The organism is Bacteroidota bacterium (assembly GCA_018266755.1).
GTDB lineage: Bacteria > Bacteroidota > Ignavibacteria > Palsa-1295 > Palsa-1295 > JAFDZW01.
Genome location: JAFDZW010000005.1, coordinates 653,561 through 669,660 on the forward strand (window position 1 = coordinate 653,561; position 16,100 = coordinate 669,660).

Here is a 16,100-nt window from a genome sequence, read left to right on the forward strand (position 1 = left end):
AGTATCGGAAATTTTCGGTCGGACGTCCACAAACCGGCCGTTTTCGTCAGAATGTTACTAATTATACCGTCAATTCACATCCAAGGCAGCCGCTGCATGCCGCGGATCGAATATTACGAGACACATCGTCTGCCAGGCTACGACGCTCCAAACGAACGTACTCGCTTACTTCGGATGGAAAATGCCAAAGCACTCCACTTGTTTTTCGACGTCTCTGAGCCCTATACAGACGAAAATCTGGCGTTGATCCGTCAGGTTCGGACCTCGGTAGATCTGCCCCTCGGCATCACCGTTAATACCATCCCATCGGTGGAGAACCTTCAAAAACTATTTGCAAATGGGATCTATCGAATCTCTTTTAGATCATACTCCGATCTAAATTTATTACAAGAAGTTACGGCCCACTACCCGGCCCAGCAGCTTGCATATTATTATGAGCCTGATGCTACCCCTACTGAAGTGCTCGTCGATCTAAAACGTCTGGGAGCGTGCCGGTTAATCATCGACACACCTGACCTTTCCGACGAAATTCTTGCCCATGCCGAGGAAACTGTGGCCAGGCTGAAATTGAGACTTTCGGTTGTCGCTCGTGTCTTAGTATATACTGACTTCCAACGGATACGTCAGATCGCGCCGAGTATCGATTCGCTCATTTTCGATGGCATTCTCGAGCACGATTCATTCCCCTGTCAGAAACTCTGGCGGATCGACGAGGAACGGGCCTTTATCGCTTCCGGTGATGAAGCTAATCTCTGGCGAAATCCGTTAGAAGGTGTACCTCATATCTAAAGGCAAATTCCTAAATCGATCGTCGTCATGATGAAACGAGTTGTGTACGCAGTGTTCCTGCTGCAGTTGGCAGTGGGTGTCGGTTATTCCCAGTGGCTCAACGCAGACGAAGAGCACGGAGATAATGGTCCGGAAAAATATTACGAGTGGTTCTACCGTCTGCGCTCAAGTGGGACAGGAACAATTCCGGATGGAGCCTATCTCAAGGCATTGAATGCTCGCGATGCCCTTGGACGCAACGCGAGCGCCAAGAATCGTCCACAGTCAGTGCAGACCAGCACGGTGAACTGGACAAACATCGGCCCATACAATATCGCGACCCAACTTGGTGGACCGCACGGCGGACGTATTAACACGATCGCATTCGACCCCAAGGATTCGAAGATCGCCTATTTCGGCGGCGCCAATGGAGGTGTTTGGAAAACGGTAAATTCGGGCGATTCCTGGAATCCTACTTCAGACTTTGCCCCAGCTCTGGCAATGGGTGCGATCGCTATCGACCCAAAGAACCCCAATATCATATTCGCAGGCACAGGTGAATACGCTCGTGGTATCGGCGCCTTCTTCGGGGCGGGTATCCTACGTTCGAGCGATGCAGGCCAGACGTGGCATCCAATCGGACTTTCAAATGTCGGCGCATTTAGTAAGATTGTAATCCACCCCACAAATACAAATATCATCTTCGCAGCTGGTGCCGGCTCAGGCGGAGGGCTCTACCGCTCGACCGACGGAGGCGACACATGGGTGAAACTTGGCGGGGGCTTCCTCCCTGCCGGCGATGTCACCGATATCGATCTTTCTGCCAGCGAAACCAGCTATGTGATCTACGCGGCCATGCCAAGTCACGGCCTGTTCCGCTCGGACGACGGGGGCGATACGTGGGAGTCGCTTACACAATCGTATACCCAAATGCGCCGCGTGCATGTGGCCGTAAACCCGAAGGACGCAAATGATGTCGTCGATCTATCTATCCGGTACGACGGTGGATTCGAGGGATTGCAGCGCTCGACCGACGGCGGACAGAATTGGGACGACATCTCAGGCGTCTTCAATTCCAATGACCCGTTTGATGTCGGCGGCAGCTACCAAGGGTGGTATGATGCCTATCTCACCCGTGACCCCAATAATCCGGACCGTATCGTCCTAGGCGGTATTTCGGTCTGGCTCAGTGAGGATGCAGGCTCTTCGTGGTCCGATGTTGGCGGTGCGTATGCAGGCGGTATTCATCCCGACCAACATGCCGCGGCGTTCAATGCAATCAGTGACAAGTTCTACGCAGGCTGCGACGGTGGTATTGCCATGTCCGATGACCGTGGAAACAACTTTAATGTCATCGATGACAGCACTGCCATTACAGAATCATATGGCCTTGCCATCGATCAGACCGTGGATGACGCGACGTACATCGGCACTCAGGATAACGGCACCCTCACCGGGAGCAAGCTCGGTGCATGGGAGGTTCTTGGCGGAGGCGACGGAGAAAAGGTGGTCGTCGATGCAGTCGATCATAACACGATCTACTTTATGCGTCCAACCGCGTTCCGTGTCTCGATTTATCAAGGCGGGGAATCCGATTTCAGTACCGGCCTCATCACCTCCGAAAATGATAGCTCCGGCTGGATCAAACCGCTCGTGCAGGATGAAACAAATCATATCCTCTACACCGGATCTCAGAATCTGTATATCCGGAATCTCAAGTCGAGCAGTTCGTGGACACGACGTTCGAAAAAGCTGGCTTCGGGCTCCGGAAGCTATATTACATGTATAGGCCCCTCCGGAGACGGCACCAGCCTCATGGTAGGAACGTCGGATGGCAACATCTGGACGACAACCGATAACGGCCTGACGTTCAAACAGTCCACTGGTCTTCCGGGGCGCTCGGTACTTGATCTGGCGGTGAGTCCGGCAGACAAACAAACCTTCTATGCTGCACTCTCCGGTTTCGGCGGAGCACACATTTATCATACGAATGACTTTGGGGCTACCTGGACTCCGACAGCCACGCAGCCACCGGATGTTTCGTGCAACAAGATCGTCATCGACAAGACGCATCCGAATCACCTCTATGTGGCCACCGATGTCGGAGTTTTCTACTCGCCGGATGCAGGCACCAATTGGGTGCCCTATGGCACAGGCCTTCCGAACGTTGCATGCTTCGATATGGCATACCACTATAATAATCGTGTACTTCGCGTTGCGACGCACGGGCGTTCCGTGTGGGAAGCACCGATGGCCGATATTCCATCCGGTATTACCTCACCGAATGTATCGAGTGTTTGGTACATCGGCGAGCCAACGACCATTTCATGGTACGGTACGAGCGGAACCGTGAAGGTTGAGCTCAGCGTCGATAATGCGGCAACATGGCAAACGATCACCGACGCTGCTACGGGCTCGACATACACGATCAGTGCTGTCGGTTACCCCCGCAGCTCCCAGGCACTTGTCCGTGTCACAAGTGGCGCAGATGTTCTATTATCACAGAATTTCCGAATCACCCAGCGACTTGCAGGTTCGACGCTAAGAACATTCGCCGAGTTGCCATTCTATATGTATGACCTCGCCTACGACGGTGATGATAACGTTCTGTGGGTAACGAACTTCAACTCATCGGACAATAAGATCTATAAGCTCGACCCGACCACCGGGGCACAACTCGGAACGATTAGTGTCAGCGGCGGCCGGGACTTTACCGGCATTAAGTACGATGCGATATCGAAACACTTGTTCGTGAACCAGGTTCGGCAGGATAACAACTTGTCGTTCATTTTCGAGATTGATATAACCGGAGCGATCATTCATAAATGGTCATCGCCGTGCCAGTACGGAACGGGTATCCTGCCGATCGGCGATACTCTCCTCCTCGCCGATCGTAATATCAATACGATCTATCTGGTACATAAGGCAAACCCGGGATTATCATACAACACGTTCGATTTGAGCCAAGTTGCGAACCGACGGGCTGCGTTCGGCCCCCGTTGCCTCGCGCTCAATACAAAGACAGGGGATCTGTATCACACGTGGACAGACTTCCAGGGCACGCAGGCAAACGCTACACTCTATGATAGCTACTTGTTAAAGCTCTCGCGTGGTGACGGATCGGAGCTCGCCTCTTACTTTGTGCAAGAGGGCGGCAATAACGGGACCAATGTCCGTGGTGTAGAATACGACCCCCGTTCCAATGGGACGGAAGTGTGGGTCACGGTGCTCAACAGCGGTAACTCGTCAAAGATCATGAAGATCTCGCTCACCGACGGGCCCGATTCTGTCGTACGTGACGTACGCCAATCTTCTGCGCTCGAGCAGCTTGCCGTCTTTCCAAATCCCGTGCATGATTTTACTTCCGTGCAATATACCCTGTCGGAAGCAGCGACATCACGCATCGTTGTCAATGACATGCTTGGGCGCCAGGTCGCACAGTGGCAATTCGCTGGAGAAAGTGAAGGCGAGCATACTCATCGACTGGTACTTGGCTCCATCAGTGCAGGCAGCTATACCATATCGATCTATGCCGGCGAAACGCTTGTCGGCATTCGGTCGATCGTACTCTACTGAGCAAGGAGAATTGAATGACAGTATTGCGCCCGAGGCGACGGGAAACAGTATTCATTACCGGCGTCCACGGCTTCCTCGGGCAGCATACCTTACGTATCCTTCTCGATGAATCACGTTGCGATCTTATACTCAGTGCTCGTCAGGATCGTCTGCTCTATGACGACCTTGGCGACGAGCCTCGCATCATCGCATACGAACCACTCGACCTGAGCGACCGTAATAAAGTCCGAGATACTCTGCTGCGCTATAAGCCGGATGTTATCGTCAACTGCGCCGGCTTCGTAAATGTCGATCTTGCCGAGAAGGATCGGGAAGGTGCATGGAAATCGAATGTGCGATCCGTGGAGTATATTATCGAAGCTGCGCGCAGGCTCGAAGCGCGCATCATCCATGTATCAAGCGATTATGTCTTTGACGGCAGCCGATCACCGTATGCCGAGAACGGCCTCCCTGCCCCGGTTAATTACTATGGCCGAACGAAACTTGCCAGCGAGAATGCTCTTCGTACGAGTGGGCTGGCTCACTTGGTAATCCGTACGTCATTGCTCTATGGTGCAGAGGTGGTCCGAGTACACGGCAAACAAAACTTCGTGTTGAACACGGTCAACAAGGTGCGCAAGAATGAGGCAGTGACGGCGTTCACCAACCTTGCTTCGAACCCTACCCTTGTCGACGATGCTGCACTGGCAATCGTGCGCGCAATCGAATTACAGAAAACAGGTCTGTATCATGTTGCAGGGCCGGAGTTGATGAGCCGTTATGAACTTGCATTGCATACTGCCGACACATTTCGGCTCGACACGGCATTCATTCGTTCGGCAGAGTTTGCTCCTTCAAAGGAAGAAGGCATTGCCGAGCGCCCTCGCTCAGTAGCACTGGTCGCTCTGAAAGCACAGACCGAACTCGGCGTTCGATTTTCCGGCGTATCCGAAGGGCTACAGGTGATGAGCAGAGGCTTGCTCAACCTTGAGGAGGCAGGCGATATTCGTGTGTACGAATAGACTACCCGTACACTACCTGCCCTAAATTAAATTCATTACTCTTTATCGATCGAGCTGACGCCGCTGGTTTGGTTGTTGACATTCGTCGCATTTCCACTGTAGCTGACATGACTTGCGCCGGAAGCATCGATATCGAGCGATTCATCGGCATGGACATGAGCATTACTTGCCCCCGAGCAGTTCACCGCGGCGTTCTTCGATACAAGCCATTCTGCAGCAAGCGTGCTCGCTCCTGATACATCGCAGTCGAGCCGGTTCACTTGTCCTGCAATTGTCGCATGCGATGCACCGGAAACCTCCAGCTTCAGTGCTGTTCCCTTCACACCCGATGCATTCAGTGTTGTCGCGCCGGATGCTTCGAGGCCTTCCACCTGCGGCATCGAAATGCTTACGTGAACAGCCCCATTCCGAAACGAGAAACCGTCCTTCATCGAGACCGATAAAACCTTTCCCGATACCGATGTCTTGACATACTGGAGCATGTTGTCGTCCGCTTCGATCTTGACTGAGTACTCCGCGCCCGCATGCACCTCGGCAGTTATAGCTCCGGAGACGCTAACTGAAGTAAAATCGCGCAGATCACGTTGCTCTGTTTTCATCATACCGGAGCCGCTAATGGAATCCATGTCGTTGTTGGCGACCGCAATCCCGATCGAGATCGCAGCACCGACGGCAATAATTGTGAGTATAGCAAAGAGGCGCATCGTAGTTGTGAATGATGGTGAACTGGAGAGAACTGACGCAGCCAGCCCCAAAATGTTTCACAACCCTACCGCTGACGTTTGAGAATAGATGCTGCAATTTCCTGCTCCCCCATCCGCTGTGCAATTGCGAGGGCCGACTCCCCATTTTTGTTGATGTAGGCAGGATCAGCACCGTGTTCGAGCAGCCATGCGGCGACAGAGCGATTCTTATTCTCAATCGCGATACTGAGTGCAGCGGAGCCTGTGCGAGTCGCCACTGCATTTACAGAAGCCCCTCGGTGGAAAAAGTATGCCACCAGCGATGTGTCATCGGACCGCCCGACAATCCTGCAGAGTACTGGCAGGGTATCGTCAGCGGTGACAACCCTCGCTCCGTGTCCGGCCAAAAACATCGCGACGTTCCAATTACCGAGATCGAGTGCTTGTTGCAGAACAGTGACCCCGGAAGACGAACGAAAGTTCAGATCGGCACCGAGCGATCTGACATACTCCATTTTCTCGACCTCCGGATCGATCGCCGCCCACCAAGCAGTGGCACAACTATCGCGATGACCGTTGCATACCTCAGCCCCTGCGCTAAGTAATACACGCATGATATCGATTGTGCCGAAGCTTGCAGCCACGTCGAGTGGGCGTGTTCCGCGTTCATCGGGTTCTGTCGCGCTACACCCATGATCCAGGAGATAGCGCACGAGCGATGTGTCTCGCTGCCAAAGCGAGAGGAAGAACGCGTTGTTGCGCGTGCGACCGAGATGCACATCGGCACCGGCTTCAACGAGAATCTTCACAACCGTTAGTCTATCGCGATAGACCGCTGCTTCGAGCGGCGTCCCACCGACACTGTCGCGGGCGTTCACATTGGCGTGTGAACGGATAAGAAAATTACAAACATCATCCGCCCCACGAGAGGCAGCAAGATGCAGGAGTGTTGAACGGGAGACGGAATCGTGTGCCATTGCAAGCGACGGCTGCTCCTTTACAAATGACTTCAGCGTCAGTAGATCGTCATTGGCGATGGCTTCCGCAGCCTCGCGGAAAGAATGCTGCGCTCGCGCAGTGAACTGCACCAGTGCAATCAATAGCAGGATAGTGATGAGTCGTCTCATTCGTTAGGCTAACGACTCCATCGTGAGATAGGTTACGATGCTGGGGTTAAAAGCACAACAGCCGCCCGAAAATCGGACGGTTGTTGTGAGTAATTGAGATTGGTAATTCGCGTACGCAGCGACGCCAGCTATGCCCTTCTGAATTTCATCCCCTGATGCTGCGCCGAGTGCAGTATACGTACATATTGTATGACGTATACAGCCGGCGGAACTTGTTCAATTCGCGTGTAGTATTGAAAGAGAAAGTCAGCTCCTTGATATAATCAGCACCTCTTCTCGGTACAGTACCATGCTGAAAACTGTCTTGTGTTCAATCGCGGTGATACTATCCACCACAGAAGGTCAGGCAACACTAAAGAACGATGTTTCAAGTTGTCTGACGACAGATTCGTTGAGCCACAAACACGTTGGATTTGATTCCACAGTTATTTTGGGTTTATGGGGTGGAGCAATCGTGGACGACTTGGGTCAACCGTTTCCTATAGAGATCTACATCCACAAGCCATTGGGAGCAACGAGCGGGCGTTGGGGTTGCAACGTTCGGGTCATCCGTGAGCCAAGCGTGCTTATCGAGCCTGCTTTTGACGATCCGACCCTCCATTTTCATACTAAGAGAGACACACTTGTAGTTACCGCTTGGGCGGAAGTACAAGGAGATTCAGTATCAATCACCATAGATTCTACAATACCGGGTGCACGTAGACCGCATAATACTGGGTGGCACTTCACACTGCGTGGGAAACTCATTCCCGAGGATTCCCCTACTGCAAGAGTTGCACGAGTTCCACTGATAATCGGGAGGCTCAATGGAGGAATCATCAACTCCGAGCCCGGGACAGGTGTGTTCCTGTTGAGAAAGCTACGGAATGCGCCGCCTGAACGCAAGTCAGGCGGCGATTCCGAACCAATGGATTGGTAATTCCCTTACGCAACGACGCCTGCTTTGCCCTTCTGCATTTCGACCACCTGCTCCTGCACCGAGCGCGGAGCTTCTTCGTAGCGGGCGAACTGCATCGAGTACACGGCACGACCCTGCGTCATCGAGCGGAGCGTCGTCGCATAACCGAACATTTCGGACAGTGGCACCACCGACTTGATAACCTGCGCATCGCTGCGGGCCGTCATGCCTTCGATTCGGCCACGGCGGCTCGAGAGATCGCCCATGACGTCACCCATATACTCTTCCGGCGTGATGACCTCGACGTCCATGATCGGCTCAAGGAGCGTCGGCGTTGCCTTGCGGCAGCCGTCCTTGAATGCCATCGAACCCGCGATCTTAAAGGCCATTTCCGACGAGTCGACTTCGTGGTAGCTACCGTCGAACAGACGAACTTTGATATCCTCCACCGGATAGCCGGCAAGCACACCGCTCTTCATCGCTTCCTGGATACCCGCGCTGATCGGAGCAATATACTCCTTCGGGACGACGCCACCAACGATGTCGTTGATGAACTCGTACCCCTTGCCCGGCTCGTTCGGCTCGAGATCGATCCAACAGTGACCGAACTGACCGCGACCGCCCGACTGACGGACGAACTTGCCTTCCTGCGTCACCCTCTTCTTGATCGTCTCCTTGTAGGCCACCTGCGGCTTACCGACGTTCGCTTCCACCTTGAACTCGCGCTTCATACGGTCGACGAGGATCTCAAGGTGCAACTCGCCCATACCGCTGAGGATGGTCTGACCCGTTTCCTCGTCGGTCTTGACGCGGAACGTCGGATCTTCATCAGCAAGCTTCTGAAGCGCCTCGCCCATCTTCTCGCTGTCGGCCTTTGTCTTCGGCTCAACCGCAAGCGAGATAACCGGCTCGGGGAAGATCATGCGTTCGAGAATGATCGGATCGTTCTCGTCGCAGAGTGTATCACCCGTGCGGGTCTGCTTCAAACCGACGGCGGCGCAAATGTCGCCAGCGTATGCCTGCTCGACATCCTCGCGGTGATTCGCATGCATACGAAGGATACGACCGATACGCTCCTTCTTCCCACTGACGCTATTGAGCACGTATGAGCCTGCCGAGAGCGTACCCGAATAGACACGGAAGAACGTAAGCTTTCCGACGTAGGGATCGGTCATGATCTTAAACGCGATAGCCGCAAACTTGTCCTTATCGTCCGGCTGGCGCTTGACATGATCGGTAAGGTTGATGTGGTGACCTTCGATCTCGCCGACATCGACCGGGCTCGGAAGGAATTCGACAACGGCGTCGAGCAGCTGCTGAACGCCCTTGTTCTTAAACGCCGAACCGCAGAGAACCGGAATGATCTTGCTCTGGATCGTTGCAAGGCGAAGCGCGTTGCGAACTTCATCCGGCGTGATCTCCTGGCCGTCGAGATACTTCATCAGAAGCGTGTCGTCGACTTCTGCGACGGCTTCGAAGAGCTTCGTACGGTATTCACGAGCCTGCTCTTGCAGATCGTGCGGAATCTCCGTCACATCGTAGTTCTTGCCGAGCGTCGCATCGTTATAGATATACGCCTTATTCTCGACGAGATCGACAACGCCGGCGAAGATATCGCCCTGACCGATCGGAAGATTGATCGGGATCGGGTTCGCACCGAGGCGCTCACGGATCATCGAGATCACATTATAAAAATCGGCACCGATACGGTCCATCTTGTTGACGAACGCGATACGCGGCACTCCGTACTTATTGGCCTGACGCCATACCGTCTCGGACTGCGGCTCTACGCCACCGACGGCACAGAACAGGGCAACAGCACCGTCGAGTACGCGGAGCGAACGCTCCACTTCGACCGTAAAATCAACGTGACCTGGGGTATCGATGATCTGGATCTGGTGATCGCGCCATACGCAGGTCGTCGCGGCGGAGGTAATCGTAATACCGCGCTCTTTCTCCTGCTCCATCCAGTCCATGGTTGCGCCGCCTTCATGGACCTCGCCCATGCGGTGCACCACACCGGTATAATACAAAATACGCTCGGTTGTCGTGGTCTTCCCGGCGTCAATGTGCGCCATGATACCGATATTCCGAGTCTGGTCTAACGAATACTTGCGTGCCATAACAGAAAAAAAATATACCTAATTTGCCCTTATATTTACAGACAATTGAAAACTAATGGGATATATCTTTAGTTCAAAAACAGACCGTATTACGCATGCTGCCTGAAGACCCCATATCGCTCGTCTGGATCGTCGCCCGTTCGCTGGCGGTCTATGCGGCTATTCTCATCGGTTTCCGTTTCGCAGGGAAACGACACCTCTCGCAGCTCTCGCTCCCCGATTTTGCGCTAATCCTACTGATCGCCAATGCGGTACAGAATGCAATGGTCGGCCCAGACACCTCACTTGTTGGGGGACTGACGGCAGCGGCTTCGTTACTGCTCGGCAACTTCCTTCTTGTACGGCTTCTGCGTCGCAGTGCAACCACACGCGAGGTCTTCGTCGGCGAGCCGAAACTGCTCGTACGAAACAGCCAGCCGATCCAATCTGCTATGGACTCCGAGAATCTTACGGAGGACGACATCCTCGAAGCGATCCGGGAGCACGGATTTTCCTCCCTCAAAGAAGTACGCACAGCCATCCTCGAAAATGACGGATCGATTTCCATCATCCCCTATCCCGAGCCCGGAAAGCACATCGAGCACCACATGGCGCCGATCACTCGCAAGCGCCGGGGAAAGAGACGCATTCTCTGAACCCAATTGATGAATTATCTGTAGTGGTGCCGGCTTTTGGCGGGCTTACATATCGCGTTAGCGAACGCCAACAACGTTTCGTTTTCATTTGGCATGATCGCAGTCGAACATCTTTCCGTCCAATTCGGAGGCAAATTCCTTTTCCGTGACGCGTCGTTCACCCTGAGCGGCCGCGACCGTGCGGGTATTGTCGGCGCCAACGGCGCGGGCAAGTCCACCCTTCTGAAGATCGTCTACGGATTGCAGCAACCGGAATCCGGAGTCGTCCAGACTCCGCGCGATTTCTCGCTCGGCTATTTACCACAGGAAATCTCGTTTGACGACATTACGCTCGAACGCACGGCAATCGCGGAAGTGATGATGGCCCGCGCCGATGTCGTCGGGTGGATGGAAGAACTCGACGTTCAGTCCAACCTGCTCGCAACGCATCCGGACCATACGTCGGATGAGTATATGCAGATCATCGAACGCTTCGGGGAGTTGCAGCATAAGATCGAGGGTGCTAATGCTTACACACTCGAGGCCGACGCATCGCGGATCTTAAGCGGTCTTGGTTTTTCCGAAACCGACCAGCACCGTCCGATTAAGGAGTTCTCCGGTGGCTGGCAGATGCGAATCATGCTCGCGAAGTTACTGCTGCAACACCCCGACGGTCTCCTGCTTGACGAACCGACGAACCATCTCGATCTTGCGAGCTTGCTCTGGCTCGAAGAATTTCTCAAAGAATACGACGGCATTATCGCTGTCGTGTCCCATGACCGCGATTTTCTGAATGGATTGACGACGAAAACGGTCTATGTCTCCCCGTCACGTTCGATCGAGCTCTTTAGCGGCAACTACGACTATTTCGAGAAGGCCGTTGCCGAACGTGAAGCCCAACGTGCTGCCCAGGCGGCAACGCTCGCCGCTCGCCGCTCGGAGATGGAGCGCTTCGTCGAGCGCTTCCGCTACAAAGCCAGCAAAGCAAAGCAGGCGCAATCTCGCGTGAAGATGCTCGAGCGTATGGAGCGTATCGAACTCTCCGAACACGAGCCGTTTATTCATTTCGACTTTCCTGAGGCGCGCCCATCCGGCCGTATGGCGTTCGAGGTCAAGAACGGCGGCAAAAGCTACGGTGAGAAACATGTATTCTCACATTGCGATCTGAGCATCGAACGCGGCGACCGCGTCGCATTTCTTGGGCGCAATGGCGAAGGAAAGACAACGCTCGGCAAGATCCTTGCCGGTGTCGAACAACTGACCGAAGGCGAACTCGCACCGACGTACAATGTGGAGTTGGGCTACTATGCCCAGCATGTCGCCGATTCGCTCGATCCGAAGGCAACAGTGTACGAGACCATAGAGACCATTGCTCGGTCTCTGTACTTCAACTCCAACTCCGATAAAAAGCTCAACTACAACGAGTCGCAAATCCGTGCGTTGCTCGGATGCTTCCTCTTCCGTGGCGACGACGTGATCAAACCTGTACGGGTGCTTTCAGGTGGTGAGAAATCGCGTCTGGCACTTGCAAAACTGCTGCTCGTGCCATCCAACACCCTCGTGCTTGACGAACCGACGAACCACCTCGATATGCGTTCGAAGGAAGTCCTCAAGCAAGCGTTGCTGACGTTCGAAGGAACGATCGTCGTCATCAGCCACGACCGCGATTTCCTACGCGACCTCTGCGACCGCGTCATTACCTTCGGTGGTGGCGAAGTGAAAGAATACTTCGGAGACTTTGAAGATTACATCACCGAACTCGACCAGAAAGAACGCGATGAAGTTCTCGCAGCCAAACGCACCAAGGCTGCGGCGAAAGAACAGGCACAACAGCCCGCCGCATCGACAAAAGACCGCAAACGCGACGAAGCAGCCGAGCGCAACGATCGCAGCAAAAAGCTCAAACCCCTGAAGGACAAGCTTGCAAAGATCGAGAAGTCCATCGCGCCCCTCGAAGAAGAACAGCGCAAAATCGAAGAGCGCACGTACGAACCGGATTACTACGCAGACGCCTCCAAAGTCCAGCAAGACACCAAACGCACGGGTGAGATCAAGATTCTGCTTGAAGCACTCTACCGAGAATGGGTTTCTATCAACGAAGAATTGCTATAAAGCGCCTCAATGTTTGGATCCTACAAAAGGCCTGGATAAGATCATGTTTCCAATAGGCACGTTTAGATTAGGATAGCGCAACTCACCAGAAAGTACCTCCCACGCCAGATAAGGAGGGCGGGGGGGGCTTGTGGAAGTTGGTTGCAAATTTTTTATCTGCAAAAAGCAGCCGCTAAATAGCAGTGTGTCATTGGTAGTTTCGCTCACAACGGAAACTGTAACATCCCCACCCCGGGTCGATCCCCAAACCGGTCCATGACCTGACCATGTCCCGGAAACTATAGTGTCGCTCACTCTAATTTGAACCCAACAGGCTCTGGCAACCAGTGGACTATCCGTCACCAAGTGATAGTATCCAGAAAGGCGACAAGTAGATAACGGATATTTTTGGTATTTATACGATGGAGAATCTGTTCGACTAGGAGATGTCAAACAAAGGACAACTGTTAGCATAATACCAATTATGCCTGCCCCACTACTCATGAAATTTTGTCGCAATAGGAAATTTTAGCAGGAATGTCCCTTCTGTTAAGGGGGCACCAGATGAGTAGTGTCCAACATAACAAGAAATGTTTGTAACTTGATAGCCCACCACACCAGCATGAATGCTGTAGACAGATTTCATCAAATCATAAACTACTCCAGAGAGAATCCAGCGACCAAGCGTTCCTCTGGAGGAAAATTCAAGTCGTACGGAATCTCCATATTGCCGACCATAAACGATTCCAGAATCACTGAATGCATGCCTACCCTCAAGAAGATATTCATATGTCCCTCTCCACTGGTTTCCATCCCTCAAAATCGATAATCTGAGCATACCATCCCTTCGTGGTATAATAAGATCATTAGAAGTGCCACGATACTCTATCCTGTCGAGATTTGCACTATGAACTCTGGAGAACGTAGGTTGTCTTATTGGACACAACTGCGAGTCACGTTCAAGCTTGAATGATTCAACTGTGTCTTGTTCGAAGTAGGTGAGTCTACACCGCATGCACCAAGGAGAAGAAGTTGTATCCAACAGACCCCTTACTTGCCCGAATAGCTGCCCCTCAGCTCTCTTTATATTCATATAGCTTCTCAAATCACCATCTTCGCTCGGCAATAGTCTTAACAAAAAGATAACTTCGTTTTGGCAAAGGCGTCCTGATATCGTCCCCTGATTAACATCAATCCTATCTGGATATGTCGTGAGCAGGGAGAACCACCCATAAAGGCTATCATCAACTCCGACTAGTACCAGCCGAAGGTTAACTGATTGTCCTTCTTCATAGAGGGAAAAACTCTCAGCATGTGAACTTGTCCTCCAAACCCAATTGGCAATTACATGTCCCGTTTTCCCTTGTGCATGTGATGACAAGCTAAATATGCTCAGGAGTAGACATTGGAGCACTATAAGCGCGGAACTGAAGTATACTTGTAGCTTTATCACAGAAAGCACCACTATATGTGTCCTCTAAACTTCGAACAGGAGGGCTAAGGACCGACGCCCCCCCAAACCGTGTGGTGGTTCAATATCTGGTCCATGTTACAACCTTGCTTCAGTAAAGGATCTCCATTATCATCTGTGCCATAAGCAAGACCACTCCATTTTTTTGTATGTATATTATAGCTAAAATAGTTTCCCCAAAGCTCAAGATCGTTGGGGTTAGGATTCTTATCCGGGTCATTATAAATATTGAGATTGGTTGGCAACGGGGCCTTTGGGTAGAAAAGATGATTCAGGAAATATGTATCAATTTCTGTCAAAAGAGGATTGTCACTAGAACTACCTCTGCAGCCAACAACCCCGTCACCATAACTCGGCGTACTACCACAGAAGTGTAAGAGTTCGTGACTGAGGGTCATCTCAAGAACTTGATCACTCAGGCTTCCAGGTCCCGAAAAAGCACCAGCGTTGATTGTCATCGTATGCTCCAATCCATCAGAAATCGCCAGCGTCCTCAGACCAAGAGCGCCTGGTGGGAGAGTCGACACACAAGAAATCTCCTGAACGAAACTCGATGCATCATCCTGCATTGCTTGTAGAGCATTTATTATACAATCAAGATCTGGTATGCATCCTCTCAGCGGACCGAGTATCTTCATTGCATCGTCAGCCAAATGGTCTATTGCCTTATTGAGTGCTGCCCTAATCCGGTTTTTTAAGGATTCATCACATCCTGTTCCAATTGATACATCTGATGAACGTTTTTTTTGATTCGCTGGCGTTCTGTCAACATAATGATTTTTCGATGTAGGGTCGTTATTTAGATTGTAATCATTTGAATGATTTGTTGGATCGTAATTCGGATCACCCTCATGTGGGGAGTGGTATAGCAATGGGATTCCGGAAGAAACGTCATCACCGTGCGATGGCGTCCAATCGTTCATGGGGTTCGTACCACCTGTACCACCCGGCAATTGCGGGTTGTAAATTGGTGTAAGATTCGTCGGTCCAGTGTGAAACCCAATTGGTACTGGGCGGACATCGGCAGTAGGGATATCTCCCCATATATCCGGCACACCTGTGTTAAGCAACCGTAGTTTGGCCAACTCATCCCAATTAGCGAGTAGATCTCCATGTCCATCACCTGGTGGCATAACAGTATTATTTATTAATGTACTATAACCAACTCCATCTCGAACATCGAATACAGCCCTGTATCATTGTTCCTCGCAACAAGACCCATTGATACGCGCCCAAAAAAGTCGTGTGTTGTTATGTTGAGCATTTGTACTGCTGTAAATGTGCCCGGAAATGATGCAATTGGGATAGAGCCCGATGCAGAATCTAAAAAATCACCAGCAACGCCCGCATTATCTCGAATAGCCAACTGCAGATCACTATAAGGAGATGCGCCAAAGTCGATCTCAAGCCCATTTAACCATTGCTTTCCTCCGCGAATGTAGGCGACCTTTCTCATCGGTGGTGCTAAGGTAGCGCTATTATTCACCATTTTGTGGCTAAACATCCACTGTTGGGCATTATTCACCGTTAAAACATCATCAGTATGGAGTGATAAGCACAAGGCGTTACCTGTGTATGCAAACGGTGAGTTCGTCCATGAACTTTGAAGGAAGGAAGTGCTGCGTTTAAATACACCTGAGACCGCCGTCAGTTGCGTATTAGCCACAAGATCCCGGATGTCCCACGGCGTCCGTACCGCTAAGTCGTTCCAACTACTAATAACTTTTGAATCGTTACAATTGCACATA

The 16,100-nt window shown here is 52.1% G+C and carries 10 protein-coding genes; 5 read left to right on the forward strand and 5 right to left on the reverse strand.

Translation table 11 applies throughout. The features are described 5' to 3' along the window. Positions 1–96: 96 nt before the first annotated feature. The 3 genes from JSS75_07520 to JSS75_07530 are packed head-to-tail and all read left to right on the forward strand — an operon-like array spanning position 97 to position 5,345. Positions 97–789: a hypothetical protein gene (locus JSS75_07520; GenBank protein ID MBS1903532.1), complete on the forward strand. Its 693-nt coding sequence runs from the start codon at positions 97–99 to the stop codon at positions 787–789. Positions 790–816: 27 nt separating this feature from the next. Continuing rightward, positions 817–4,344, forward strand: coding sequence for a T9SS type A sorting domain-containing protein (locus tag JSS75_07525; GenBank protein ID MBS1903533.1), 3,528 nt, complete (start codon positions 817–819; stop codon positions 4,342–4,344). 14 nt (positions 4,345–4,358) lie between these two features. Beyond that, a complete protein-coding gene (locus JSS75_07530) occupies positions 4,359–5,345 on the forward strand; it encodes an SDR family oxidoreductase (GenBank protein MBS1903534.1) in 987 nt (328 codons plus the stop codon). Between the two features lie 35 nt (positions 5,346–5,380). On the opposite strand, the gene JSS75_07535 is transcribed toward JSS75_07530, so the two are convergent. The 3 genes from JSS75_07535 to fusA all read right to left on the reverse strand — a co-directional run bounded on the left by JSS75_07535 (position 5,381) and on the right by fusA (position 10,176). Further along, positions 5,381–6,049 (reverse strand): DUF2807 domain-containing protein, encoded by a 669-nt coding sequence (locus JSS75_07535; GenBank protein MBS1903535.1) that lies wholly within the window; start codon positions 6,047–6,049, stop codon positions 5,381–5,383. Positions 6,050–6,114: 65 nt separating this feature from the next. Continuing rightward, the gene (locus JSS75_07540; GenBank protein MBS1903536.1) at positions 6,115–7,155 is read right to left on the reverse strand and encodes an ankyrin repeat domain-containing protein; all 1,041 of its coding nucleotides are present in this window, start codon (positions 7,153–7,155) and stop codon (positions 6,115–6,117) included. 924 nt (positions 7,156–8,079) lie between these two features. Next, positions 8,080–10,176, reverse strand: coding sequence for an elongation factor G (fusA, locus tag JSS75_07545; GenBank protein ID MBS1903537.1), 2,097 nt, complete (start codon positions 10,174–10,176; stop codon positions 8,080–8,082). 95 nt (positions 10,177–10,271) lie between these two features. Between fusA and JSS75_07550 the strand changes: the two genes are divergently transcribed. Further along, positions 10,272–10,811 (forward strand): DUF421 domain-containing protein, encoded by a 540-nt coding sequence (locus JSS75_07550; protein ID MBS1903538.1) that lies wholly within the window; start codon positions 10,272–10,274, stop codon positions 10,809–10,811. A gap of 93 nt (positions 10,812–10,904) precedes the next feature. Then, on the forward strand, positions 10,905–12,902 hold the full coding sequence (locus tag JSS75_07555) for an ABC-F family ATP-binding cassette domain-containing protein (GenBank protein MBS1903539.1): 1,998 nt from the start codon (positions 10,905–10,907) through the stop codon (positions 12,900–12,902). Between the two features lie 1,476 nt (positions 12,903–14,378). Here the strand turns inward: JSS75_07555 and JSS75_07560 are convergent. Next, entirely contained in the window at positions 14,379–15,437 is a 1,059-nt protein-coding gene (locus JSS75_07560) for a hypothetical protein (protein ID MBS1903540.1), read from the reverse strand. A 62-nt stretch (positions 15,438–15,499) separates the two neighbouring features. Beyond that, complete coding sequence (locus tag JSS75_07565; protein ID MBS1903541.1) at positions 15,500–16,018, reverse strand: hypothetical protein; 519 nt, start codon at positions 16,016–16,018, stop codon at positions 15,500–15,502. Positions 16,019–16,100 lie beyond the last annotated feature (82 nt).